Below are 26034 nucleotides of genomic sequence, written 5' to 3'. Positions count from 1 at the left end.
AATCTACAAATAGGTTAAACCGTGTATTGGTTTACGAGTTGTACCGTGCGGGGGCATGGGAAGGGAGTTCGAAATGGCGCGACGTAGGGACCGCTTGGGGATTATGAATTCACGGCTGACCGGCCATTTGCGCTGGGGACGTATCGGCAAATTTGCAGATGACGAGGATGGCGCGATGTTCATCCTCGCAATGTTTCTGTTCATCACGCTGCTAATTGTCTCGGGCTTATCTGTCGATCTTATGCGATACGAGCTTCAGCGGACGCGCTTGCAGGCGACCATGGATCGCGCGCTTTTGGCAGCAGCGCATCCCGATCAGGAAAACGACCGCAAAGATGTGGTTCTAGATTATTTTGCACGTTCCGGGCTGGGCAACTACATCAAAAGAGAAGATGTAAAAGTGACGGTCGCGTCCGATGGCACGATGGTGACAGCCACCGCGAATATGAGAGTAGGCATGCCGTTCCTTGGCGCGGTTGGTGTCGACTTCATGAATGCACCAGCCAGCGGCGGGGCGGCGAAGATCAACCAGTTGACCGAAATTTCGCTGGTGGTGGACGTGTCCGGGTCGATGAACGATAATGCGACGACGGGAAATACAAAGATTTACGAGCTGCGCAAGGCCGCGAAAGAATTTTCGAACCTGCTTTTGTGCAACCCCAATGACGGCAGCAAGTCGACCGACTGCACGATTGACAACTTCAAGACGTCAATCTCGTTGGTGCCATATTCGACGCAGGTGAATGTTGGGCAGACATTGCTGACCAAGTTCAACCGGATGGACGCGCAGACGGACGCCTATTGTGCAACATTTGAGGACGCACAGTTCAATCAGGCGGGGGTCATGTCAGATGCCGATCCAATCGCGGATCCGACAAGGATCATTCGGCAAGCGGCGAAGTTCTATCGGTATGGCGGAAGCTACAAGAACACCAACTCTGATGCCTACCTGTCCTGCCATACGGATGGCTGGCGCGAGATTGTGACCTTTGAGCATTCGCCGACCGTCATGAAAACCAAGATCGAAGCCCTGCGAGCCGAGGGTGACACCGCGATTGACATCGGGGTGAAATGGGGCGCGGCCCTTCTGCACCATGAAGCCGAGCCTGCGATCACCAGCCTGATCGGGGACGGTGTTGTGAACAGCAAGTTTGCTGGCCGCCCGTATAACCCGGCAACTACGTCATCCTCGAAATTCCTCGTGTTGATGACGGATGGTCAGAACACCAACCACCATCACTTGTATGATGGCTATCGCACTGGACCTTCACCGTTCTGGCTAACCAATGCGCCTTATAAAGACAGCCGCGGTCGGGACAAAGAGCGCGAAATCATGTCAGTCTATAAGTCCAGTACAGATGAGTATCTGTGGTTCTATTACCGTGGGTCGAGAAACTCTCCTCGGACCGAATGGCATGATCATCCATTTGGAGATGACCCTGACGATTGCTTTAGCGGATCATATGATTATGTCTGCGCTACTGAGACAGGGACCAGCAGTTGGGAAACACCGCGCGTCGCAGAACCGACCCGTCTGTCTTGGCAAAATTTCTGGAAAATGGATTTTGTCTGGGGCTATGTCGATCGGTTTAGCTGGCTTGGAGACCCTGGCCGAAAGATCTCGAACAGCAACAACTCGGATGGTGACCTGGCCGGAATTGGTGATATTGATGAACGTTTGCGCGATCAATGCACCGCCGCGAAGAACGCCGGGATGACAATCTATACGATCGAGATGGAGACAAGCTCGTCAACAGATACAAGCTCGCTGGAATCCTGTGCATCTGTAAAAGGAGGCAAACGCCTGCACTATAAGGTGACCAAAGGCGACAGCAGTGTGAACTTGTCACAAGTGTTCTCGAAGATCGCTGCAGACATCAACAAATTGCGGCTGATCAACTGACAACGCTGGGCTGCGCGTGCGAAGAGCAGCCCAAAGTAACCACGTGTTTTCTTTTGCGCCTGTATCGAGGCGAAACGTAGAACGGAATGTAACGAATGAAACAGGTATTGCAGGCATATTGGCGGCGGATGCGCGCGTCCGATGGCAGCTCGACCGTCGAATTCGTGTTATGGTTCCCATTGTTCATGACGTTATTCCTGACATCGTTCGAACTGAGCTTTTACGGGATGCGCTCGATGATGCTGGAACGCGCACTGGATTTGAACGTGCGTGAGCTGCGGCTGGGCGTCAGCCGTCCTGCCAATCTGGCTGATTTCAAGAAAGCCATCTGCGAAGACACGATCCTGTTCCGAAATTGCGAAGACGAAATTTCGGTTGACCTGCGGCTGGTCGATCAAGGCAGTTGGAACCTGCCCACCGGAGCGATCCCCTGTGTGGACCGTGCCCAGAATATCAAACCTCTGACGACCTATGCTCCGGGTGGCGGCGGCGATCTTATGTTGGTACGTGCCTGTCTTGTGCGCGATCCGTTTTTTGGCACAACTCCGTATGTAATGGGCTTGCCGCGCGACCCGTCCGGTGGCGTGTCAATTGTTGCAGTGTCAACCTTTGTGAACGAGCCATAGGGGTGAGCATGACAAACACAATCCTTAGCCAAATGCGTGCTGCTCTGGGTCAGCGTCTAGCTCGGTTCGTTCGAACCGAGCGGGGGACCGTGACCATCGAAAGCGTTATCATTCTTCCGCTTCTTCTGTTCGGTCTTCAGGCAGTGCATACCTATTTCGACGCCTATCGCCACCAAAGCCTGGCCCTGAAAGCGAATTATGCTGTCTCGGATTTCCTGTCACGGATCGACAAATATGATCGCATCACATTGGAAGGGCTGGACGAGCTTTTTGAGTATATGTCACGCACCGGGGAAGAAAGCTGGGTGCGTGTCACGGTTGTGAAATGCGAACTCACCGCTGCGGAATGCAACGACGCGATTCCGCGCAAGTTGACGCTGGACCCGGGCGATTCACAGGTCAGCAACGGCAGTGGCATCAACCCTCACACGCAACCAACCATGCGTCAGTATCTGGGGCCACATATTCCGAAGATGTATGATGGTGAAGAGTTGATTGTGGTGGAAACCGTCGCGAAGTATGAACCGCCATTTGCTGGTTTCTGGACCGGAATTTATCCGCGCAACACCGAACATGTGGTCGTCACCAGCCCGCGCGAGTATCAGACTTTGTGTTTCGACACTCAAGCAAACCCTTGCCCGGTGCCAGTCACACAATAAACCTGTGCTGTGTCGTGCTGGGAATGGGTAGCCTGATCCAAATCGGCATATGGTCTGACAGATCGTGGGCAAAGCGGTCATAGTCGGGTGTGCCATCTGGCAAAAGGCCGGGCCCAGCATCCATGAACAACTGCGTGAAATCGAACATGCCGTAATCGAACTGGTCTGGACCAAGTGTACCCGACAGATTGTTATGCCGCCCGCGCGGAAGGCGTGTGTCATCGGCCAGCCAAGCGATGTGATCATAGGTCTGCGTGCGTCGCGCGTTGGTGTTGAAACTACCGTCTAAGAACGGAAAATTCACCTTAGCATCCAGCCGTCGCTTTGCATTGATCCCGGTGACATAGTTTTCGATCCCGATCCTCCGGTCTTCGTTGGACTTGTCGAAATCCAGATTAAGGTCCCCCATGATCAGAATGATCTTACTGCGTTTGCTGACCGTCTTGCGGCTGTCATGTAGCAACCATTCCAGCAAGGCGAAAAACTCTTGTTCGCGTTCATTCTTTTTGCCGGATACTAGATGGGCATTGACCGCGTAGACCTCGTATTGCCCATCCGGCCCGTCGATCAGGAACTCGACCAAATACGGGCTGCGAATAAACTGTACGAATTTTGAAAACTGCGATCCCATAAGCCGCGTGGTGTTCTGGACCCAATTCATCAATTGCTCCAGATAGCCGGGGTCATCCTGCCCGGGTACGCTGGTGTCGAAGGATTCTTTCAGCGCCTCGTTCATGTTTGCGGCAATTGCGGTGCGGTCATAGGAGAGGTCAGATGCCAGATTTCCCAAATGCAAGCGGTCATGACGATACAGAAACGCAAACCGCTCGGACATGCCCTTGTAACCGGGGCTGCGCCCGGTGACGTCGCTGTAGATCACGCTGTAAGCACCGTTTTGGGACGCAACCAATGCCTCAAGCGCGCCGGTGTCGTCTTGTTGTTCCTGTATCGACAACAGATCGGCCTGTGCCGTGATCCGTTCGATCATCCGCGTTGCGCCCGCGCTTTTCTTCAGACCATCCCGATCAGCCACGGCACCAAATTTGCGGATGTTCCACGACATCAGGATCACCGACTCGTCACGTCGTTCGGGCAGGCCATAGGCTTGCGGATCCTGCGCAAGGGCCGCGTCCAGATGCGCCTCGATCTCAAGCCATTCGGCGTCGGTGAAATGCTGGGCCATGATTGCCTCAATCCATAAAAGAATGCTGCAAGTATAGCAGGAATATGCCCGGCGCGCTTTCCCCTATGCGTTTTGTGCAAAAATGCAAACGTGTTGTTATGCTGTGCGCAATTGTAGAACAAGCAGGCCGTGCCTAGATTGAGGTCAACGTTATTTGACCTTCTGAAAGGGGGATCACATGTCCATTCGTCCTGTTTTGTCGGCCACGCAGTCGAAACCCACGCTGGAGGGTGCAGGCGTTCACCTGCATCGCGCCTTCGGCTTCCACGAGCCGGAAGCCTATGACCCGTTCCTGTTGTTCGACGACTTCCGCAACGATGATCCGCGCTTGTCTGAAAAAGGCTTTCCGTGGCACCCACATCGGGGGATCGAGACGATCACTTATGTGCTGGCGGGCGAGGTCGAGCATGAGGACAGCCTTGGCAACACCGGCCGTCTTGGTGCGGGTGACATACAGTGGATGACCGCAGGCTCTGGCATCATGCATCAGGAGATGCCCCACGCAAACACCAAGGGGCAGATGCACGGTTTCCAGCTTTGGGCCAACCTGCCGCGTGACCTGAAGATGACCGCGCCGAAGTATCAGGACGTGCCCTCGGTCGAAATTCCGGTGATCGAGGAAGATGATGGCACCAAGGTGCGCGTCGTCGTCGGTGATTTCTGGGGCAAGTCAGGTCCCGTGGACGGGATCGCGGCGGACCCGCTGTATCTGGATATCAGCGTGCCCGCTGGTGTCACAAAGACCTTCCCCGTGGACACGCGCCGTCAAGCCTTTGCCTACATCTTTGAAGGTGCGGGTGCGTTCACCGACGCGGCCGCACCGCAGGGTGTGCTTCTGGAAAAAGAGGTTATGGGGCAGGAGGTCAACATCCGCGACTTGTCCGGCAACCGCACCGTTGTGCGCTTTGGCGCGGGCGATGATGTGCGCGTGCAGGCGGGACCTGAAGGTGTGCGCTTTCTATTGGTCGCAGGCACACCGATCCGTGAACCCGTCGCGTGGCATGGCCCGATTGTGATGAACACCAAGGACGAACTGCGTCAGGCCATGGCCGATCTGCGCAACGGGACATTTATCCGCCCCGCGCATTAGATCAAGTCACGGCGGCCCGGGTGTGATACTCGGGCCGGTCCCATTTGCGCGTCGCCATGATGTCAGACAGGGTCTCCACGGCGCTGTCGACATCCCCTTCGTCGATATAAAGTGGCGTGAAACCGAACCGCATGATATCCGGCGCGCGGAAATCACCGATCACGCCACGTGCGATCAAAGCCTGCATCGCCGCATAGCCATGTTCGAACCGGAAACTGACCTGAGACCCGCGCATCGCTGCATCGCGCGGGCTGGCAAGGGCTAGGTCTGGGCAGGTGGCCTCAACCCCCTTAATGAACCGTTCGCACAGCACGACGGATTGGGTGCGCAAGGCGTTCATGTCCACGTTGTCCCAGATATCCAATGCGGCCTCCAACGCGGCCATTTGAACGACGGGCGGCGTGCCGACGCGCATCCGGTCAATGCCGGGGCCGGGGCGATAATCAGGGTCGAACGCGAACGGTGCGTCGTGGCCCAACCAACCTGACAGGGCAGGTCGCACCTGATCGGCAAGGCGCGGTGCAACATAGATGAACGCAGGCGCACCTGGGCCGCCATTCAGATATTTGTAAGTGCAGCCGACCGCGAAGTCCGCATCCGTGCCACCTACATCCACTGCAAAAGCTCCCGCCGAGTGGGCCAGATCCCAAATCACCAGCGCGCCTACCTTGTGTGCGGCCTTAGTCAGCGCGGCCATATCGTGCCGCCGTCCGGTGCGGTAATCGACCTCGGTCAGCATTAACGCGGCAAGGTCTTCGCCAATCGCGGCAATTCGGTCGCCAACCTCCTCGGGGGGAGGGGTCTCGATCCGGTGGCCTTGGCCAAGCGACCGTGCCAGCCCGTCAGCCATGTAAAGGTCAGTGGGAAAGTTGCCACTGTCAGACAAGATCACCCGGCGGTCGGGGCGCAGTTCCAGCGCTGAAGCCAGCGCCTGATAGACCTTGATTGACAAGGTGTCGCCAACAACCGTGCTGCCCGGCGCTGCGCCGATCAACCGCCCAATCCGATCCCCCAAGGCGCGTGGCTGGTCCATCCAACCTGCCTTGTTCCACCCGGTGATCAGCATTTCGCCCCATTCATCCCGCAGGCAGGCCGTCACGCGCTCCTTGGCTGCAATCGGCAAGGGGCCAAGCGAGTTCCCGTCCAAATAGGTCACGCCTTCTGGAAGGGCAAAAAGCGGTTTGGTGCTGCTGAAGTCAGTCATTTTGTCCCCCGGCTGTGGTTTGAAGGCAGAGTATGCATTTCGCAGCCGCGGACAAGGGAGATATCTGTGCAATCGGCGTTGCACATCGCCCCTGATCCATTACAACTTTTGCAACATGGAACGACCCAAATTTAGTACCTTGATGAAACATCTGATCCGCTGGCTTGATATGCCGCCGGTCTGGCTGGTGGCAATGATCGCATTGGCTTTCGGTTTGGACCATGTCGCGCCCGGGATGGGCTTCGGTCTGAGTATCACATATTGGTTGGGAAATCTGCTGATCGTGCTTGGTCTTTGTCTGCTGGGGATAGCGATGTGGGAATTCATGCGTGCCCGCACCACCGTAATCCCCGGCGAACAGCCGACAGTTTTGCTGACGCGCGGGATCTACCGCTGGACACGCAATCCCATCTATCTGGGCGACGCAATGATCCTGACGGGTCTTATACTTAGGTGGGATGTGTTGCCAGCGTTGCTGCTTGTGCCAGTGTTCACCACTATTATCACCAAGCGGTTCATTTTGTGGGAAGAACAGGCGTTGACCGCCAATTTCGGTCACGCTTTCATCGACTGGTCCGGGCAGGTGCGTCGCTGGGTTTGATGGCCCTGCTGCAAAGCAGCATTGCTCTGCGATGGGGAAGCGCGTATTGAAACAATATTGTCGCAATACGCTCCGTAACGATAGCATCTTGCGCCTGAGCCGCGTATAGGATGCGCAGGAAACCGCCGGGGCTGAGGGATACCCCCTCGTTCGGCACACGACGGGAGAAGGAAGATACTGTGAAGATCGGTGTACCCAAGGAAGTTTTTGAGGGCGAAAACCGGGTCGCAATGACCCCGGAAAGTGCCCAGATGCTGCAAAAGCTGGGCTATGACTGCGTGATCGAAACCAAGGCCGGTGCGGCCGCGGGGTTTTCGGACGCAGTCTACAAAGAGGCAGGTGTCGAGGTCGTCAAGACTGCCGCCGCCCTTTGGAAGGCGGCTGACATCATCGCGAAAGTGCGCCCACCCAATGATGCTGAACTGAAGCGCTTGTCATCGGACAAAACGCTGATCAGCTTCTTCAATCCCGGCGGCAATGAGGCCGGGATGGAGAAGGCCAAAGCGTCAGGCGCAAATGTCATCGCCATGGAAATGGTGCCACGTATTTCGCGCGCGCAAAAGATGGACGCGCTGTCGTCGATGGCCAATATCGCGGGTTATCGCGCAGTGATCGAAGCGGGCAACAATTTTGGCCGCTTCTTCACCGGTCAGGTCACAGCCGCTGGTAAGGTGCCGCCAGCCAAGGTTCTGGTCGTCGGCGCCGGTGTTGCCGGTCTGGCCGCGATTGGCACCTCGACCTCGCTGGGCGCAATCACCTATGCGTTTGACGTGCGCCCGGAAGTGGCCGAGCAGGTTGAGTCGATGGGGGCCGAGTTCGTCTATCTGGATTTCGAGGAAGACCAGCAGGACGGCGCTGCCACCGGTGGCTATGCGTCTGTGTCCAGCCCGGAGTTCCGCGAGGCTCAGTTGGCCAAGTTCCGCGAACTAGCCCCGGAAGTCGACATTGTCATCACCACTGCGTTGATCCCCAACCGCGAAGCCCCCGAGCTTTGGACCGAAGACATGGTGAAAGCCATGAAACCCGGTTCAGTCATCGTAGACCTTGCGGCAGAGAAGGGCGGTAACTGCAAACTGACCGTGCCAGACGAGAAGATCGTGACCGATAATGGCGTGACCATCATCGGCTATACCGACTTCCCGTCGCGCATGGCGTCGCAGGCCTCCAGCCTTTATGCCAATAACATCCGCCACATGATGACTGATCTAACGCCTGAAAAGGACGGAAAGATCAATCACGACATGGAAGACGATGTGATCCGTGGCGCGACCGTGACACATCAGGGCGAGATTACGTTCCCGCCACCACCCCCGAAAGTGCAGGCCATCGCGGCCAAACCGAAAGCGGTGGTGCCGGAGCTGACACCGGAAGAAAAACGCGCCGCCGAAGTGGCCGCGTTCAAAGCCCAGACCAAACAGCAATTTACCTTGCTGGGGGTCGGTGGTGTGCTGATGCTGCTTCTTGGGCTTTATGCGCCCGCCAGCTTCATGCAGCACTTTATCGTCTTTGTGTTGGCCGTGTTTGTCGGCTTCCAGGTGATCTGGAATGTCTCGCACTCGCTGCACACGCCGCTGATGGCTGTCACCAACGCCATTTCGTCGATCATCATTCTGGGCGCACTGATGCAAATCGGGTCGGGGTCGTTCCTTGTGATCTTGTTGGCGGCGGTGTCCATCTTCATGGCCGGGATCAACATTTTCGGCGGGTTCCTCGTCACACGGCGCATGCTTGCCATGTTCCAGAAATCGTAAGGGGGTAGGGATCATGGAATTTGGTTTCACCACAGCCGCATATGTTGTTGCGGCAGTTCTTTTCATCCTCTCCCTTGGCGGTTTGTCGGGGCAGGAAAGCGCGAAACGCGCGGTGTGGTATGGCATTGTCGGCATGGCGCTGGCGGTTGTTGCCACGCTGGTTGGCCCCGGTTCGGGCTTGTGGCTGTTGTCGATCCTTCTGATCGTCGGCGGTGGTATCATCGGCACCTATGTGGCGCAAAAGGTCCAGATGACCGAGATGCCTCAGCTTGTGGCGGCGATGCACTCGCTGGTTGGTCTGGCCGCCGTATTCGTGGGCTACAACGCCCATATCGAACTAGGCAATGTGCTGGCGATGAGCGAAGAAGCCCGCCACGGGCTTGAGGGTTTTGCTGCCCTTCTGGCGCATAAAACACCGGTTGAGCAGAACATCCTTCGGGTCGAGCTGTTCCTCGGTGTCTTCATTGGTGCCGTGACCTTCACCGGCTCAGTGATTGCCTATGGTAAGTTGGCCGGCAAGGTAACCTCGGCTGCGGAAAAGCTGCCCGGTGGGCATATGCTGAACGCGGGCGCTGCGATCATCTCGTTGATCTGCCTGATCTGGTATTTCAACACCGGTGGCTTCCTGCCTTTGTTCATCATGACGCTGGCCGCCTTTTTCATCGGCTACCACCTGATCATGGGCATCGGCGGCGCGGATATGCCCGTCGTTGTGTCGATGCTGAACAGCTATTCAGGCTGGGCCGCGGCGGCGATCGGCTTCTCGCTTGGCAACGATCTTCTGATCGTAGTCGGCGCGCTGGTTGGCTCGTCGGGTGCGATCCTGTCCTATATCATGTGTAAGGCGATGAACCGGTCGTTCATCAGCGTGATCCTGGGCGGCTTTGGTGGCACCTCTGGTCCCGCCATGGAAATCGAAGGCGAGCAGATTGCCATCGATGCCGATGGTGTGGCAGCCGCTTTGGAAGATGCCGACAGCGTGGTGATCATCCCCGGTTACGGTATGGCTGTGGCGCAAGCCCAGCAGAACGTGGCCGAGCTGACCCGCCGTCTGCGTGCCAAGGGCAAGAACGTTCGCTTCGCAATCCACCCGGTTGCGGGTCGTCTGCCCGGACACATGAACGTGCTGCTAGCGGAAGCCAAGGTTCCTTACGATATCGTGCTTGAGATGGACGAGATCAACGACGACTTCCCGTCGACGGATGTCGCCATCGTCATCGGCTCGAACGACATCGTGAACCCTGCTGCACAGGAAGACCCCAACAGTCCCATCGCCGGCATGCCGGTTCTGGAATGCTGGAAGGCGAAGCAGGTCTTCGTGTCGAAACGTGGTCAGGGGACCGGGTATTCGGGCATCGAGAACCCGCTGTTCTTCAAAGAAAACACCCGCATGTTCTATGGAGACGCGAAACAGTCGCTGGATACGCTACTGACGATGATCAGCTAAGGCAGAGCATACCAAGTTAAACGCCCCCGCGAAAGTTGGGGGCGTTTTTCGTTTCCGCCACTCTCCAGCTTTCGCAAGGCGTGAAAACGCGCTAAGCGAGTGGCATGAACCCTTCACGCGGTATTGCCCTCAAACTCGGATCCGTCGCTTTTTTCATCTCGCTTCAGTCGATGGTGAAAGCCGTAACCGTCCATGTTCCAGTGGGCGAGGCCGTGTTTTTTCGTTCACTGTTCGCGCTGCCTGTGATCCTTGGTTGGTTGGCGTATGAGGGGCGGTTGCATTCCGCACTTCGCACCACCAATCCATGGGGGCATATCAGCCGGGGAACGATCGGTGTGTTGGCAATGACCCTTAGTTTCACCGCCCTAGGCTATCTACCACTGCCCGAAGTCACAGCGATTTTCTACGCTGCTCCGATCATTACCGTGGTGCTTGCCGCAATCTTTCTGGGCGAACAGGTGCGCATGGTGCGGATCGGCGCGGTGCTTGCGGGATTGGTGGGAGTTCTGGTGATCCTCTGGCCACGGCTGGAAGGTTTTGGCGGATCAGGCGAAGATGATGCGCTTCGGGCTTTTGGTGCCGTTCTGGCGCTGGTTGCTGCCTGTTGTATGGCTGTTGCGAAGATCCTTGTGCGCAAATTGGTGGGGATTGATCCGCCTTCCACAGTTGTCATCTACGCATCAATGACGGCGATTTGCCTGTCTCTGTTGTCGCTACCCTTCGGCTGGGTTTGGCCAACCGGGTGGGAGTTCGCGCTTTTGCTGGGGGCAGGGCTGTTTGGAGGGGTGGGGCAATTGATGCTGACCACGGCCTATACGCACGCCGATGCTTCGACCATCGCGCCGTTCGACTACTCTTCAATGATCTTTGCGCTGGCGCTTGGTTATGTCTTTTTCGGCGAGCTGCCGACGCTGCAAATGCTTGCGGGCGCGGGCATCGTCGTTTGCGCTGGGTTGGTGATCATCTGGCGCGAAAGCCAGCTTGGGCGCGACCGCTCGAAATCGCGCGCCGTCGGCCCTCCCGGCAGTTGATTGCGCATCTGGATCGCGTGTGGCGCGAATTCTCTGGAAAACCAATGAAAACCTAGCTATCCTTCGCGCAATGACCCGCATCAGACGGGCGAATGAGGATCAGTAGCAGAGATAGCCCGAAAACGGGGCCTGCTGTTGGTGAAGACGAGCGGTACAGACAAGTGGCAGGCATTTTCCCATGACAGAGATGGTATATGGCGCGGTTCCCGCGCGTGACGGCGACCCCATTCTTCCACGGTGGTGGCGGACGATCGACAAGTGGTCGGTGTCCTGCATCCTGATCCTGTTTGGGATCGGCATCCTGCTGGGGCTGGCCGCGTCGCCGCCCTTGGCGGAACGCAACGGGCTGTCGCAGTTTCACTATGTCGAACGCCAACTGGTGTTTGGTCTGGTCGCTCTGATCACCCTGTTTGCCACCACGATGATGAGCCCGCAAATGGTGCGCCGCCTTGGTGTGATGGGGTTTTTGGTTGCCTTGGTGGCGGTCATGTTCCTGCCGGTGCTGGGCACAGATTTCGGCAAAGGGGCGGTGCGCTGGTATTCGCTGGGCTTTGCCTCGATCCAGCCGTCCGAGTTCCTGAAGCCCGGTTTCGTCGTGGTCGCCGCGTGGCTTATGGCCGCCAGTCAAGAGATCAACGGTCCTCCCGGCCGCTCGATGTCTCTGGCGTTGGTTCTGGTGATCGTCGGTTTTCTCGCGCTGCAACCGGATTTCGGGCAGGCCGCGCTGGTGCTGTTTGGTTGGGGCGTGATGTATTTTCTGGCCGGTGCGCCGATCCTGCTTTTGGCCGCTGCTGCCGGGGTGGTCGTTCTGGGCGGGATGTTCGCCTATAACAATTCCGAGCACTTCGCCCGCCGCATCGACGGGTTTCTGAACCCCGATGTCGATCCGACAACGCAGCTTGGCTATGCCACCAATGCCATCCGCGAAGGCGGGTTCTTCGGTGTTGGCGTGGGCGAGGGGCAGGTGAAGTGGTCGTTGCCGGATGCGCATACAGATTTCATCATTGCAGTTGCCGCCGAAGAGTACGGCCTTATTCTGGTCCTTGTGATCATTGCGCTTTATGCCACCATCGTCGTGCGCAGCTTCCTGCGCCTGATCCGCGAACGTGACACGTTCACGCGTTTGGCAGGTTCGGGTCTGGCTGCGATGTTTGGCATTCAGGCGCTGATCAACATGGGTGTGGCGGTGCGCCTTCTGCCGGCCAAGGGCATGACGCTTCCGTTTGTCAGTTATGGTGGATCCTCCCTGATCGCGGGGGGGATTGCACTTGGCATGCTTTTGGCCTTTACCCGCACCCGCCCGCAAGGTCGCATGCAGGACGTATTTGCAAACAGGCAAGGACGATGAACGAGCCACAGCCCCTTCTAATCATCGCAGCCGGCGGCACGGGTGGGCACATGTTCCCTGCCCAAGCCCTTGCTGAAGCGATGTTGCGTAAAGGATGGCGGGTGAAACTGTCCACCGACGCGCGCGGCGCACGGTACACGGGCGGCTTCCCCCATGTTGTCGAGATCGAGGAGGTCTCTTCGGCAACCTTCGCGCGTGGAGGGATTTTGGCCAAGGCATTTGTGCCCATGCGCATTGGTGCAGGCATCATTGGCGCAGTTCTGAAAATGCGCCGTGACAAACCCAAGGCGGTCGTTGGTTTTGGAGGTTATCCGACCATTCCCGCGCTGGCAGCGGCCAAGGTGTTGAACTTACCGCGCATGATCCACGAACAAAATGGCGTGCTGGGGCGGGTAAACAAGATTTTCGCAACGCGGGTCGATGCAGTTGCCTGCGGCACATGGCCGACCGAACTGCCGGACGGCGCGAATGGGATCTATACCGGCAACCCGGTCCGGGCAGAGGTGCTGGCCCGTGACACCTCGGGCTATATCGCGCCCGGCGACTATCCGATGTCGATCCTTGTGATCGGTGGCTCGCAGGGCGCGCGCGCCTTGTCAGATACTGTGCCACCTGCGATTGCCGCCCTGCCGACCGAGTTGTCGCAGCACATCTCGGTCAGTCATCAGGCCCGTGATGAGGATATGGAGCGGGTCAGTACGTTCTATGCCGAACATGGCATCCGGGCCGATGTGCAGCCCTTTTTTAACGATATCCCACGCCGCATGTCAGAGGCCCAACTGGTGATCAGTCGGGCAGGTGCCTCGTCGGTGGCGGATATTTCGGTGATTGGTCGCCCATCGATCCTTGTGCCTTATCCTTACGCGACGGACGATCACCAGACGGCAAATGCGCGCGGATTGGTCGAAGCTGGCGCAGCGATCCTGATTCCCGAAAGCCGGTTGGATGTGGATACGTTGTCCGAGCAGATCAGAACGGTTCTGGACAATCCCGAAGGGGCGATGCAAATGTCGCGCGCCGCGCAAGGGCACGCCCGGCCAGACGCGACCGAAGCGTTGGTGGATTTGGTCGAGCGATTGACACGAACCGCCCCAACTGCATGACGCTGCGTGAAACAAGGCCGGCGTCCCCCGACGAGTGAAAGGTATTTAGATGAACGCAGCAGCGACCAAACTTCCCACCGAAATGGGGATGATCCATTTTGTTGGGATCGGCGGGATTGGCATGTCGGGCATCGCCGAGGTTCTATTGAACCATGGCTATCGGGTGCAGGGGTCGGACCTGAAGACCTCGAAAATCACCGATCGCCTGAAGGATCTGGGGGCCGAGATATTCGTCGGGCAACGCGCCGAGAACCTTGAGAATGCAGAGGTCGTGGTGATCTCGTCAGCCATCAAGCCGGGCAACCCGGAACTGGACGCGGCACGTGCACGTGGCCTGCCGGTGGTGCGCCGGGCCGAGATGCTGGCCGAGTTGATGCGCCTGAAATCCAACATCGCCATTGCGGGCACGCATGGCAAAACGACAACCACCACCATGGTCGCCGAGTTGCTGGTGCATGGCGGCATCGACCCCACCGTGATCAATGGCGGCGTCATTCACGCCTATGGCTCGAATGCGCGGATGGGGCAGGGTGAATGGATGGTCGTGGAAGCTGATGAAAGCGACGGCACATTCAACCGTTTGCCCGCGACCATCGCCATCGTGACCAATATCGACCCCGAGCATATGGAGCATTGGGGCGATTTTGACACGTTGCGTCAGGGCTTTCTTGATTTTGTGTCCAACATTCCGTTCTACGGTCTGGCCGTCTGTTGTACAGACCACCCGGAGGTGCAGGCATTGGTCGGCAAAATCACCGACCGCCGCGTCGTGACGTATGGGTTCAATGCGCAGGCCGATGTGCGGGCAGTGAACCTGACCTATAAGGGTGGTGTTGCGCAATTCGATATTGAGCTGCACAACGAAGGCACCCGGATCGACGGCTGCACTCTGCCGATGCCGGGGGATCACAATGTTTCGAACGCGCTGTCGGCCGTGGCGGTGGCCCGCCATCTGGGCATGAAGCGCGACGAAATTCGCACAGCATTGAAGAATTTCGGCGGCGTCAACCGACGGTTCACCCGTGTGGGCGAGGTCAATGGTATCACGATCATCGACGATTATGGTCACCACCCCGTAGAAATCGCCGCGGTTTTGAAAGCGGCACGTCAAGCGACCGAAGGTCGTGTGATCGCCGTGCATCAACCCCACCGCTATAGCCGCCTACACGGATTGTTCGAAGACTTCTGCGCTTGTTTTAACGAGGCCGACGTGGTGGGCATTGCCGATGTCTATGCTGCTGGCGAGGACCCGATCGAAGGCGCAAGCCGCGACGACCTGGTCGCGGGACTCGTGCGCCACGGTCACCGCCATGCCATCGCGATCCCGGACGAGGATGCGCTGACTGCGCTTGTCAAAGACCATGCCAATCCCGGTGATATGGTGGTGTGTCTTGGGGCGGGCACGATCTCGACCTGGGCAAACAATCTGCCGAAACGATTGGGCTGAGGTCGTTCGTCGCAACGGGTTACGCGCCGCTTAATTTTTAACGGTGAAGGTCCAGATTTGAGCAATGGTGCTTTGCTGTGCGCCGTTTGACGAAAGATGGGAACATGAAACCAGCCCCGCTGAAACGCAATCTCGGTCTTGGCCTTTTGACCATGTATGGCGTCGGCGTCATGGTGGGGGCTGGCATCTATGTGCTGGTGGGTGCTGTTGCTGCCGAAGCGGGTATCTGGGCGCCACTGGCCTTCGTGCTGGCCGGGGTAATCGCAGCCCCGTCCGCCCTGTCATATGCCGAACTTAGCTCGCGCATCCCCGAAGCCGCGGGCGAGGCTGCTTATGTCGAAAAGGGGCTGAACAGTCATCTGCTGGCTGTGTTCATCGGTCTGGCGATTGTGCTGGCTGGCACAGTCTCTGCCGCAGCCGTATTGCGCGGCGGGGTCGGCTATCTGCTGTCGCTGATCGACATACCCTCGACTTGGGCGATCATCGGGATCGGAGTGGCCCTGACGCTGGTGGCCGTCGCGGGTGTTCTGGAAAGCCTTGCTCTTGTGGCCCTGTTTACCATCATCGAAGTGTTGGGGCTGGCCACTGTGATCTGGGCGGGGTTCAGCGCCCCGCCGGTGGCCGAGTTTACCGACCTGTCATCTATTTATTGGCCCGGCGTGGCAGGTGCCGCCGCTCTTGCCTTCTTTGCATTTATTGGGTTCGAGGACATGGTGAACATGGCCGAAGAAGCCCGCGACCCCACCCGCACTGTGCCACGTGCAATCTTGATTGCACTGGTTGTGACCACTGCGCTTTACGCCATGGTTTCGCTGGCGGCGATTAGGGCCGTGCCGGTGGACGAACTGGCTGGCTCTGACCGACCCTTGGTTCTGGTGTGGGAGGCCGCGTTCCTGATGTCCCCGGCCATGTTAGGGGCCATTGCAGTGGTTGCGGCGCTGAATGGTGTGTTGGCGCAGATCATTATGGCGGCGCGGGTGCTGTTTGGGTTGGGACGGCGTGAAAGGTTTCTGTCGATCTTCTATCGCGCCCATCCCCGGTTTGGAACGCCGATTCTGGCGACGGTTCTTTTGGGCGTTGGCGTGGTTGCAGCGGCTCTGGCATTGCCGGTGTCCGATCTGGCCGAAGTAACGTCGACCGTCCTTCTGGTCGTCTTTGCGGTCGTGAACATTGCCCTGATCGCACTGAAGCGCAAAGAACCTGAAGCCCCGTTTCGCACAGCACAATGGGTGCCCTGGCTTGGTCTGGTCGCGGCACTTTTGGCGCTTGTCGCGTCCTTTCTGACCGGTGAAATGCAATGAGCGCGCCGCTGATTGCCGCAGCCCTTTGGGTGATTGCCGCCAGCGCCGTGGCATTTCTGCCCATGCGTCGCCAATTCGCGCCGGGTCTGGTGCTTCTGGTCGCGGCACCCGTTCTGATCGTCTGGATCGGGATGTCACATGGGTGGCTATGGTCTGCCATTGGATTGGGTGCTTTCATTTCCAAGTTTCGCCGCCCGCTTTGGTATCTGGCCCGCAAAACGTTGGGGCAGGTATGACGCTGTCGCTGATCCTTACCTGTTTCTGGGCCGTCATCGCGCAAATCATCGCGCTGTTTCCATCGCGGGATCATCATTGGCGGGTGGCTTACGTCTTGATTGCCGTGGGCATTCCGCTATTGGGTTACGTCGTATACGAAAACGGACCGCTGGTGGGCGGGCTGGTCTTGATTGCAGCGATGTCGATCTTGCGCTGGCCAGTGATTTACCTGATCCGGTGGCTGCGCAAGACACGAGGTTGACGTGACCCACCCAAGCAAGATCGAAACGCGTGGAACTTTGGTGCAGGAAAAGGACTTGTCTGCGCTGACATGGCTGCGTGTTGGTGGCCCGGCAGAGTGGTTCTTCATGCCCGCGGACGAGGATGATCTGGCCGCGTTTCTCGCCGCGCTCGACCCTGAAGTGCCGGTGTTTCCCATGGGCGTCGGGTCAAACCTGATTGTGCGCGATGGCGGCATTCGAGGTGTGGTGATCCGGCTGGGGCGGGGCTTCAACGGGATTGAGATTGATGGCAACCGCGTGACAGCGGGCGTTGCTGCATTGGATGCGCACGTGGCGCGCAAAGCAGCGGACGCGGGTGTTGATTTGACCTTCCTGCGCACCATTCCCGGTGCCATCGGCGGCGCGGTGCGGATGAATGCGGGTTGCTATGGCTCCTACGTCGCAGATGTATTCGTCGAAGCACAAGCCGTCACGCGGGCAGGTAAGCGGGTGACGCTGACCGCAGACGACCTGAACTTCCAATATCGCCAGTCAGATCTGCCAGACGGGTGCGTGATCATCAGCGCTACCTTCGAAGGCCCAACGGGCGAACCTGCCGAGTTGGTCGCCCGTATGGACGCGCAACTGGCCAAGCGGGATCAGACCCAACCCACCAAGGACCGAACCGCCGGATCGACCTTCCGCAACCCGGCAGGGTTCAGCTCGACCGGGCGCACCGATGACAGTCACGAGCTGAAAGCGTGGAAGGTGATTGAAAATGCGGGCATGCGTGGCGCCACCCTTGGTGGGGCGCAGATGAACACGATGCACGCCAATTTCCTGACCAACACCGGTGACGCCACTGCCGCCGACCTTGAAGGATTGGGCGAAGAGGTCAGAAAAAAGGTTTACGAACACAGTGGCATAGAGCTAGTATGGGAAATCATGCGCGTGGGTGAATTGGCAGAAAAATAAGCCAACGGATGCGCGCAGATACCGGGGTCGGGCAGGCCCTTCAGATCCGGTCGAAAAGAACCGGTGATAAGGGGCAAACGCCCTTGCAAACAAGGGGCATAAAGCCCTGAGCAAAGGGGCGGTACAGCCTCCGACAAAGATAAACACCGCGCGCAAAGTGCGGATTGGCGCCGGAAACGGCTGGGCAGTTGGTTGCGTCTTCGCGACCAAGGACGAGGCAAAGAGCAGGCATGTCGGGCAAGACAGTCTCGAAAGTTGTGGTACTTCTGGGCGGCCATTCGGCTGAGCGGGAGGTCTCGCTGAGTTCCGGGCGCGAATGCGTCGCGGCGCTGAAAGGCGAGGGCTATGACGTGGTCGCGATTGATGCCGGCCCTGATCTTGCCGAACGTCTGCGCGCGGAAACCCCCGATGTTGTGTTCAATGCGCTGCATGGCCGCTGGGGCGAAGACGGTTGCGTCCAAGGTCTGCTTGAGTGGCTGCAAATCCCCTATACCCATTCGGGTGTGTTGGCCTCGTCGCTCGCGATGGATAAGGAGCGCACGAAAGATACGTTCCGCGTGGCAGGGTTACCGGTCGTGGACAGTGTCCTGGCGTCGGCCGATGAAGTGCGTGCGCGCCACGTGATGGACCCGCCCTATGTGGTGAAGCCGTATAACGAGGGCAGCTCGGTCGGGATCTACATCGTGCAGGACGGTGCGAACACGCCGCCACAACTGGCTCCGAGCATGCCAAAGACGGTGATGGTGGAAACCTATGCACCGGGGCGCGAGATGACGACCACTGTCATGGGGGATCGGGCGCTTGGTGTGACCGACATTCTGACCGATGGCTGGTATGACTATGACGCAAAATATGCCGAAGGTGGGTCGCGCCACATCATGCCTGCCGAAATCCCCGCCGACATCGAAGCCGCCTGTCTGGATTATGCTCTGCGCGCCCACGAGGTCTTGGGCTGTCGCGGTGTCAGCCGCACCGATTTCCGCTGGGACGAGGCGCGCGGACTAGACGGGTTGATCCTGTTGGAAACCAATACCCAGCCGGGCATGACGCCGACATCACTGGCCCCCGAGCAAGCAGCCTATCACGGGATCACTTTCGGGCAGTTCTGCGCATGGATGGTGGAGGACGCTTCATGCGATCGTTGATGCGAAAGTCACGCCCTTCAGGCACTTACCATTCCGTTGCAGCGCGGCGTGCGACCGGTGCTGGTAGCATTGCTCAGGGACCTGCGAACTCTCATCGTGATCCGGCCCCATCGCGCCTGGCCTATAAAGTGCATCGTTTGTGGTTGACACCAACCTTTCGGGCGATGCTACGGGTCGGGCTTCCGATTGGTGCCGTTCTTCTGACAGTTGGTTGGTATTTCTCAATCCCCGAAAACCGCGCGGCGGTTGCTGACACATTCACCAAAGTTCAGAGGTCAGTGCAGGAACGCCCCGAGTTTATGGTCAAGCTGATGGCAGTCGAAGGTGCGACACCGGTTGTAAGCGACGCCGTGCGGCAAATGCTTCCGATCGACTTTCCAATTTCCAGCTTTGATCTGGACTTGGAGGCCATGCGTCAGGAAATCACCACGCTGGATGTGGTCGAAAAGGCCGAACTGCGGGTGCGGCCAGGCGGGGTGTTGGAAGTTGCCATCACCGAACGCCAGCCGGTCATCATCTGGCGCCATGAAGGTATCCTCGATCTGCTGGATCGCACCGGTCACAGGGTGGCAAGCCTTATGGCGCGCAATGGCCGGTCGGACCTGCCGCTGATTGCCGGAGCCGGGGCAGACGATGCTGTCAAAGAAGCGCTGGACCTGATCGAAACCGCGCGGCCATTCGGTCCCCAATTGCGCGGCCTTGTGCGCGTGGGGGAACGTCGTTGGGATGTGGTTCTGGCCACAAAACAGCGCATCCTTTTACCAGAAACTGATCCCGTGGCGGCGCTTGAACAAGTGATCGCTCTGGATCAGGCGCAAGAAGTAATGGCGCGTGATCTGACCGTAGTTGACATGAGAAATCCCCTGAGACCGACGCTTCGATTGGGCGAACCTGCCGTCGAAGAATTGCGTCGCATACGTGCGATTGAGTTTGGAGTAGACGACCAATGACCGATATTTACAGCCAGCAGCGCGCCATGCGCTCGATGCGTGAAGCCGCCATGCAGCGAGGTGTGATTGCCATTCTGGATATCGGCAGCTCCAAGATTGCCTGCCTGATCCTGCGCTTTGATGGGCCGGATCAATTTCGCGAAAGCGATGGGGTGGGCAGCCTGGCCGGGCAAAGCGCGTTTCGCGTGATCGGCGCGGCCACCACGCGGTCGCGTGGTGTCCGGTTTGGCGAAATCGACGCGATGCAGGAAACCGAACGCGCTATTCGCACCGCCGTTCAGGCGGCGCAGAAAATGGCAAATATTCGGGTCGATCACGTGATCGCCTGTTTCTCGGGTGCCAACCCGCGCAGCTACGGTCTGGACGGCGTGGTCGAGCTAAACAATTCTGCCGTTACCGAAGATGATGTCGCGCGGGTTCTGGCGGCTTGTGACATGCCGGATATCGGCGACGGGCGCGAAGTGTTGCACGCCCAGCCCGTAAATTTCGCTCTGGATCACCGGTCGGGCTTGAACGACCCACGCGGACAGATTGGAAACCGGCTGGCGGTGGACATGCATGTTCTGACGGTTGATAGCACGGTCATTCAGAACCTGCTTTACTGCATCAAGCGCTGCGATCTGGAACTGGCTGGGCTGGCCAGCTCGGCCTATGTGTCCGGCATCTCGGCCTTGGTGGAAGATGAACAGGAACTTGGCGCGGCTTGCATAGATTTAGGTGGAGGATCAACTGGTCTGTCCATCTTCATGAAAAAGCACATGATTTATTCCGACAGCGTGCGGCTGGGCGGCGATCATGTAACCTCGGACATCTCGAAGGGGTTGCAGGTGCCACTGTCCACGGCCGAACGGATCAAGACCTTCTATGGCGGCGTCGTGGCCACCGGGATGGATGATCGCGAAATGATCGAGATTGGCGGCGACACGGGCGATTGGGAACATGACCGGCGCACGGTCAGCCGGGCCGAGCTGATCGGCATCATGCGCCCGCGCGTCGAAGAGATTTTGGAAGAGGTTCGGGCCTGTCTGGATGCGTCAGGGTTCGAACATCTGCGCAGCCAGCAAATTGTCCTGACCGGCGGTGGCAGTCAGATTCCTGGCTTGGACGGCCTTGCGCCGAAAATTTTGGGCCAACAGGTTCGTATTGGTCGACCATTGCGCGTGCAGGGCTTGCCGCAGGCGGCGACGGGGGCGGGGTTCGCCTCGGCTGTTGGGCTGTGTCTGTTCGCTGCCCACCCGCAGGATGAATGGTGGGATTTTGACATTCCGGCCGAAAGCTATCCCGCCCGCAGCCTGCGACGCGCTTTCCGGTGGTTCAAAGACAATTGGTGATAGGGCCGTCACGACACCAACATACGGTGTCTTCGGCGAAATCCTGCTGAAATACCCCCGATTTCCTCAATATTTTGCGGCTTTCCGCCCCTTTAGGAGGTGACGGAAGGCTGTTTTATGGGGTATCATGGTAAAAATGAGGCAGTAACCGGCGATTCAGTCGGAATTAATAGACAGCATTTGCCGCCATCGGGGGACATCGGTGCGGCGCGGACATAAACAGGCGGACATATCATGACTTTGAACCTTACCATGCCCGGTCAGGAAGAGTTGAAACCTCGTATCACGGTATTTGGCGTGGGCGGAGCCGGTGGCAACGCGGTCAACAACATGATCGAGAAGGAACTCGAGGGCGTAGAATTCGTTGTAGCCAACACCGACGCGCAAGCATTACAGCAGTCGCGATCGAAAGACCGCATCCAGATGGGTGTGAAGGTAACCGAGGGGCTGGGCGCTGGCGCCCGCGCATCGGTTGGTGCAGCCGCGGCGGAAGAGTCCATCGAACAGATTGTCGATCACTTGGCTGGCGCGCATATGTGCTTCATCACAGCAGGTATGGGTGGCGGCACCGGAACCGGTGCAGCCCCGATCATCGCGCAAGCAGCGCGAGAGCTGGGTGTGCTGACGGTCGGCGTTGTGACCAAACCCTTCCAGTTCGAAGGCGCGAAACGTATGCGTCAGGCGGAAGACGGTGTCGAAGCCCTGCAAAAGATGGTCGACACGCTGATCATTATTCCGAACCAGAACCTGTTCCGGCTGGCCAATGAGAAGACGACCTTCACCGAAGCGTTCTCGATGGCAGATGATGTGCTTTATCAGGGCGTTAAGGGTGTCACGGACCTGATGGTTCGCCCCGGCCTCATCAACCTCGACTTCGCGGATGTCCGCGCCGTGATGGACGAGATGGGCAAAGCCATGATGGGCACCGGCGAGGCTGAAGGCGAAGATCGCGCCGTTCAGGCCGCCGAGAAAGCCATCGCAAACCCGCTGCTGGACGAAATCAGCCTGCGCGGCGCGAAAGGCGTGTTGATCAACATCACCGGCGGCTACGACCTGACCCTGTTCGAACTGGACGAAGCAGCCAACCGCATCCGCGAGGAAGTGGATCAAGACGCCAATATCATCGTCGGTTCGACGCTCGACACCGACATGGAAGGAGCGATGCGCGTATCTGTCGTTGCCACCGGTATTGATGCCGTGGACGTCAACTCCGAGATGCCAGTGCCGCGTCGCAGCCTGGCAACCCCGTTGCAGGCACCGCTTGAGGTCGAGCAGAAGATGGAAGCTGAAGCACCGGATGCGGTTGCTGCGGCAGCGGCGATTGAAAACGCACCTGCAGCAGAAACCCCTAAAGCCGAGGTCGCCAACAGTGAACCAACCTTGTTTGGTGACCTGGAGCGCGAAGAAGAAGCGCCGACAGCGCCGACAGAAAACGTGTTCAATGTCGATCAGGCCGGTGGTGATATTCCTCCGCCCGCTTATCAGCCGCGCGAACCCGAAGCGAAACCGACGGACTATGACGCACAACCCGATGTGGCAACATTTGTAGCTCCGCGTGCGCCTGCTCCGGGTACACCATCGCCCGAGGCTTTGGCCCGTTTGCAGGCCGCCGTGCACAACCAACCGCGCACGCAACAACCTGCATTACATCACGAAGGCCCAACCCATTCCGACACCTCTGCGCATGACAAGCCGCGCTTTGGTATCAATTCGTTGATCAATCGGATGACAGGATCGGGGGCGGCTGGTGCAGAAGATCAGGCACGCAGCCAACCGCCGGTTCAATCCGAACGGCCCGCCCAACCGCAGGCCCCGGCAGCCGATCCCGAACAAGACAAGGTTGAAATTCCGGCCTTCCTGCGCCGTCAGGCGAACTAAGATTGTAACAAACCAGATCGCGCGGGGGCAGCTTCGCGCGATCTGGATAGTTACACCAAGGCCACAGCGGACCATCATTGTGTATGACACGCTGTCGCACTGTTCACTAAACTACAAATAATGTCCTGCCAAACGGCGGGTCATTTGCGTTTAAGAACAATACCTTGCGGAACGGAAGAAGGTGTTTCGGCAACCTCCCGCCGGGGCGAGTTTCCATGTTACAGACCGTTACAGAGGTTTGAATTGTTATTGCACCGGGCAGGATTTACCTCTGTGTCACCAAGCCCTACATGCTTGGAGCGCGTCAGACCTGCCGCTGCATGAAACGGTTTCAAACACCTTTCATCGCACGGAGACTGGCAGTGGCAATCGGACAAATCCGGTCACCACACAGACCCAAGACGGTAAGGACCTGTGACACTCCACACAGAACCCTGTCGTCTGCGGCTCCTGGCGCGGCGAAGAATGCGGTTGCGTCTGGGCTTTGAGGAACAAGGGCAGCGCGAACCAAGCTGAGGCAAATTAAGAGGCAACACGTGCAAACCACAGTTGCAAGCAGTGTGACATTTACCGGCACCGGGCTTCATTCAGGACGCCCGGCGCGTATGCGCGTGCGGCCTGCTTCGGCTGAACATGGCATCTGGTTCAAACGCATTGATATCACGGACCGCGACAATCTGATCCCCGCCCATTGGGCTTCGGGAGTTCCGACACCGCTTTGCACCCTGATCCGCAATGATGCGGGGGTCGAGGTCAAGACCATCGAACATATCATGGCCGCGCTTGCGGGCTGCGGCATTCACAACGCCTTGGTTGAGTTGGACGGCCCGGAAGTGCCGATCATGGACGGCAGCGCCGCCCGGTTTGTGGATGGACTCGTAAAAACTGGCGTGCGCGAATTGTCTGCGCCGGTGCGGGTGATCGAGGTTCTGAAACCAGTTGAATACCGCGAAGACGATGGTGAACATGCCGTTTGGGCGCGGTTAGAACCGTCAGACGGGTTCGAGATCGATTTTCATATCTCGTTCCCGGACCGTGTGATTGGCACGCAAAACAAGCGTCTGGACCTGTCTAATGGCAATTTTGTACGCGAGCTTAGCGATTGCCGTACCTTCTGCCGTCGCGCCGATGTGGACGCGATGCATGAGGCCGGGCTTGCGCTTGGCGGCACCTATGACAACGCGGTTGTTGTGGATGGCGACGAAGTTCTGTCACCCGGTGGACTGCGCCGCATTGACGAGGCCGTGCGTCACAAGATGCTGGATGCGGTGGGCGACCTGGCCCTGGCGGGCGCTCCGCTGAAGGCGCGCTATGTCGGGCACCGGGCGGGCCATGCGATGACCAACAAGCTTCTTCGCGCCTTGTTTGACTCACCAGATGCGTGGCGCATGGTCGAATGTGACGCCGCAACCGCCCGCCGATTGCCCGGGGTAGGGGTGCGCCGCTCTGATCTGCCGATGACGGCATAATCGCAACTGGAACCTATTGATTATAATACGGAAGCCACGCTTTTCAGGCGTGGTTTCTCTGTTTTTGGGCGCAGGTGGGTTCATTGAGCGTGTGCCAAGTGTCCCTGAGGTGCGAAAATTGCCGCGCAAACCATTTTGCCTTGAAAATTTCTGTGCTAGGACAGGCGAGAGCAATTCGGACCTTTGGGTTGGATAACAATTTTTTGGGGTGGCACCGGTCATGATCCGCGTGAAATTTGGCAAAGCTATCAGCGTGGCGCTGGTGTCGGGAATTGTTCTGTCCTCGTGCGGTGGTGGCTCTGGCAGCTTGGGGTTTGGCAGTCTGGGTGGCAGCTCGGGCGGCGGTGGCGGATCCGGCGGCGGCCTGTTTGGCGCTTTTTCCAAACCGGTTGAGAAAAAGCCGATCGACCAGTGGACAGCGGAAGAAATCTATAAACGTGGTGAATACGATCTTGATCGTGGTGACCCTTCGGAAGCTGCCAAGTGGTTTGGCGAAGTGGAACGTCTGTATCCCTATTCGGAATGGGCCAAACGCGCGCTGATCATGCAGGCCTTTGCGCACCACAAGGATCGTGACTACGAACAGGCGCGGGCCAGCGCCCAGCGTTACATCGACTTTTATCCGGCCTCTGAAGATGCAGCCTATGCGCAATATCTTCTGGCGCTCAGCTATTACGACCAGATCGACGAAATCGGACGTGACCAGGGTTTGACGTATCAGGCGTTGCAAGCTCTGCGCACGGTGATCGAACGCTATCCCGATACCGAATATGCGAAATCAGCAATCCTGAAGTTTGACCTCGCGTTTGACCATCTTGCTGCGAAAGAGATGGAGATCGGGCGGTACTACCTGAAGCGCAAGCATTACTCTGCTGCGATCAACCGATTCCGCGTGGTGGTTGAACAGTTCCAGACAACGACCCATGTGGCAGAGGCCTTGCACCGACTTGTGGAAAGCTACATGTCGCTTGGTTTGGTAGACGAGGCACAAACCGCCGGGGCGATCTTGGGGCACAACTTCCAATCGACCGAGTGGTATCAGAGCAGCTATCGTTTGCTGACCAAGTCCGGGCTGAAGCCCGAGGCGAAAGGTAACAATTGGCTCAGTGCAGTCTATCGCCAGTTGATCAAGGGCGAATGGCTCTGACCCTTCGC

23 protein-coding genes are annotated in these 26034 nt (G+C 58.2%); 21 read left to right on the top strand and 2 right to left on the bottom strand.

Annotated elements, in window-relative coordinates; all coding sequences use genetic code 11:
- Nucleotides 1–73 precede the first annotated feature (73 nt).
- The 3 genes from MWU51_RS07695 (at nucleotide 74) to MWU51_RS07685 (ending at nucleotide 3188) form a co-directional block, all read left to right on the top strand.
- Entirely contained in the window at nucleotides 74–1903 is a 1830-nt protein-coding gene (locus MWU51_RS07695) for a TadE/TadG family type IV pilus assembly protein (protein WP_247036101.1), read from the top strand.
- Between the two features lie 95 nt (nucleotides 1904–1998).
- The gene (locus MWU51_RS07690; RefSeq protein ID WP_247036099.1) at nucleotides 1999–2529 is read left to right on the top strand and encodes a TadE/TadG family type IV pilus assembly protein; all 531 of its coding nucleotides are present in this window, start codon (nucleotides 1999–2001) and stop codon (nucleotides 2527–2529) included.
- Between the two features lie 8 nt (nucleotides 2530–2537).
- Nucleotides 2538–3188: a hypothetical protein gene (locus tag MWU51_RS07685; protein WP_247036097.1), complete on the top strand. Its 651-nt coding sequence runs from the start codon at nucleotides 2538–2540 to the stop codon at nucleotides 3186–3188.
- Here the strand turns inward: MWU51_RS07685 and MWU51_RS07680 are convergent.
- Nucleotides 3178–4371, bottom strand: coding sequence for a hypothetical protein (locus MWU51_RS07680; RefSeq protein ID WP_247036095.1), 1194 nt, complete (start codon nucleotides 4369–4371; stop codon nucleotides 3178–3180). The genes MWU51_RS07685 and MWU51_RS07680 overlap by 11 nt on opposite strands.
- 178 nt (nucleotides 4372–4549) lie before the next feature.
- On the opposite strand from MWU51_RS07680, the gene MWU51_RS07675 reads away from it, so the two are divergent.
- Nucleotides 4550–5461, top strand: coding sequence for a pirin family protein (locus tag MWU51_RS07675; RefSeq protein ID WP_247036093.1), 912 nt, complete (start codon nucleotides 4550–4552; stop codon nucleotides 5459–5461).
- A 1-nt stretch (nucleotide 5462) separates the two neighbouring features.
- Here MWU51_RS07675 and kynU read toward each other — a convergent pair whose 3' ends face one another.
- Nucleotides 5463–6665 (bottom strand): kynureninase, encoded by a 1203-nt coding sequence (gene kynU, locus MWU51_RS07670; protein WP_247036091.1) that lies wholly within the window; start codon nucleotides 6663–6665, stop codon nucleotides 5463–5465.
- A 142-nt stretch (nucleotides 6666–6807) separates the two neighbouring features.
- On the opposite strand from kynU, the gene MWU51_RS07665 reads away from it, so the two are divergent.
- The 17 genes from MWU51_RS07665 (at nucleotide 6808) to MWU51_RS07585 (ending at nucleotide 26026) form a co-directional block, all read left to right on the top strand.
- Nucleotides 6808–7266: a methyltransferase gene (locus MWU51_RS07665; RefSeq protein ID WP_247036090.1), complete on the top strand. Its 459-nt coding sequence runs from the start codon at nucleotides 6808–6810 to the stop codon at nucleotides 7264–7266.
- Between the two features lie 179 nt (nucleotides 7267–7445).
- Nucleotides 7446–9017, top strand: coding sequence for a Re/Si-specific NAD(P)(+) transhydrogenase subunit alpha (locus MWU51_RS07660; protein WP_247036088.1), 1572 nt, complete (start codon nucleotides 7446–7448; stop codon nucleotides 9015–9017).
- A 13-nt stretch (nucleotides 9018–9030) separates the two neighbouring features.
- Nucleotides 9031–10464, top strand: a complete 1434-nt coding sequence (locus tag MWU51_RS07655) for an NAD(P)(+) transhydrogenase (Re/Si-specific) subunit beta (protein ID WP_247036086.1) — start codon at nucleotides 9031–9033, stop codon at nucleotides 10462–10464.
- A 104-nt stretch (nucleotides 10465–10568) separates the two neighbouring features.
- Nucleotides 10569–11495: a DMT family transporter gene (locus MWU51_RS07650; RefSeq protein WP_247036085.1), complete on the top strand. Its 927-nt coding sequence runs from the start codon at nucleotides 10569–10571 to the stop codon at nucleotides 11493–11495.
- A 178-nt stretch (nucleotides 11496–11673) separates the two neighbouring features.
- Nucleotides 11674–12843, top strand: coding sequence for a putative lipid II flippase FtsW (gene ftsW, locus MWU51_RS07645; RefSeq protein ID WP_247036083.1), 1170 nt, complete (start codon nucleotides 11674–11676; stop codon nucleotides 12841–12843).
- A complete protein-coding gene (gene murG / locus MWU51_RS07640; RefSeq protein WP_247036080.1) occupies nucleotides 12840–13946 on the top strand; it encodes an undecaprenyldiphospho-muramoylpentapeptide beta-N-acetylglucosaminyltransferase in 1107 nt (368 codons plus the stop codon). Before ftsW ends, murG begins: the two co-directional genes overlap by 4 nt.
- 49 nt (nucleotides 13947–13995) lie before the next feature.
- Nucleotides 13996–15393 (top strand): UDP-N-acetylmuramate--L-alanine ligase, encoded by a 1398-nt coding sequence (gene murC, locus MWU51_RS07635; RefSeq protein ID WP_247036078.1) that lies wholly within the window; start codon nucleotides 13996–13998, stop codon nucleotides 15391–15393.
- 104 nt (nucleotides 15394–15497) lie between these two features.
- Nucleotides 15498–16694 (top strand): APC family permease, encoded by a 1197-nt coding sequence (locus MWU51_RS07630; protein ID WP_247036076.1) that lies wholly within the window; start codon nucleotides 15498–15500, stop codon nucleotides 16692–16694.
- Nucleotides 16691–16930: a DUF2484 family protein gene (locus MWU51_RS07625; protein WP_247036074.1), complete on the top strand. Its 240-nt coding sequence runs from the start codon at nucleotides 16691–16693 to the stop codon at nucleotides 16928–16930. Before MWU51_RS07630 ends, MWU51_RS07625 begins: the two co-directional genes overlap by 4 nt.
- On the top strand, nucleotides 16927–17172 hold the full coding sequence (locus tag MWU51_RS07620; RefSeq protein WP_247036072.1) for a DUF2484 family protein: 246 nt from the start codon (nucleotides 16927–16929) through the stop codon (nucleotides 17170–17172). The genes MWU51_RS07625 and MWU51_RS07620 overlap by 4 nt, the downstream gene beginning before the upstream one ends.
- Before the next feature lies 1 nt (nucleotide 17173).
- On the top strand, nucleotides 17174–18106 hold the full coding sequence (gene murB / locus MWU51_RS07615; RefSeq protein ID WP_247036070.1) for a UDP-N-acetylmuramate dehydrogenase: 933 nt from the start codon (nucleotides 17174–17176) through the stop codon (nucleotides 18104–18106).
- A 230-nt stretch (nucleotides 18107–18336) separates the two neighbouring features.
- A complete protein-coding gene (locus tag MWU51_RS07610; protein ID WP_247036068.1) occupies nucleotides 18337–19251 on the top strand; it encodes a D-alanine--D-alanine ligase in 915 nt (304 codons plus the stop codon).
- The gene (locus tag MWU51_RS07605) at nucleotides 19239–20201 is read left to right on the top strand and encodes a cell division protein FtsQ/DivIB (protein WP_247036066.1); all 963 of its coding nucleotides are present in this window, start codon (nucleotides 19239–19241) and stop codon (nucleotides 20199–20201) included. Before MWU51_RS07610 ends, MWU51_RS07605 begins: the two co-directional genes overlap by 13 nt.
- Complete coding sequence (gene ftsA / locus MWU51_RS07600) at nucleotides 20198–21532, top strand: cell division protein FtsA (protein ID WP_247036064.1); 1335 nt, start codon at nucleotides 20198–20200, stop codon at nucleotides 21530–21532. Before MWU51_RS07605 ends, ftsA begins: the two co-directional genes overlap by 4 nt.
- 234 nt (nucleotides 21533–21766) lie before the next feature.
- The gene (ftsZ, locus tag MWU51_RS07595) at nucleotides 21767–23410 is read left to right on the top strand and encodes a cell division protein FtsZ (RefSeq protein WP_247036063.1); all 1644 of its coding nucleotides are present in this window, start codon (nucleotides 21767–21769) and stop codon (nucleotides 23408–23410) included.
- A gap of 536 nt (nucleotides 23411–23946) precedes the next feature.
- Nucleotides 23947–24879, top strand: a complete 933-nt coding sequence (gene lpxC, locus MWU51_RS07590) for a UDP-3-O-acyl-N-acetylglucosamine deacetylase (protein WP_247036062.1) — start codon at nucleotides 23947–23949, stop codon at nucleotides 24877–24879.
- A gap of 220 nt (nucleotides 24880–25099) precedes the next feature.
- Nucleotides 25100–26026, top strand: a complete 927-nt coding sequence (locus MWU51_RS07585) for an outer membrane protein assembly factor BamD (RefSeq protein WP_247036061.1) — start codon at nucleotides 25100–25102, stop codon at nucleotides 26024–26026.
- Nucleotides 26027–26034: the final 8 nt, after the last annotated feature.

This window comes from Aliiroseovarius sp. F47248L (genome assembly GCF_023016085.1).
Taxonomy (GTDB): domain Bacteria; phylum Pseudomonadota; class Alphaproteobacteria; order Rhodobacterales; family Rhodobacteraceae; genus Aliiroseovarius.
Note: the sequence above shows the minus strand (reverse complement) of the source record. Positions and strands in the feature narration are given on the sequence as shown.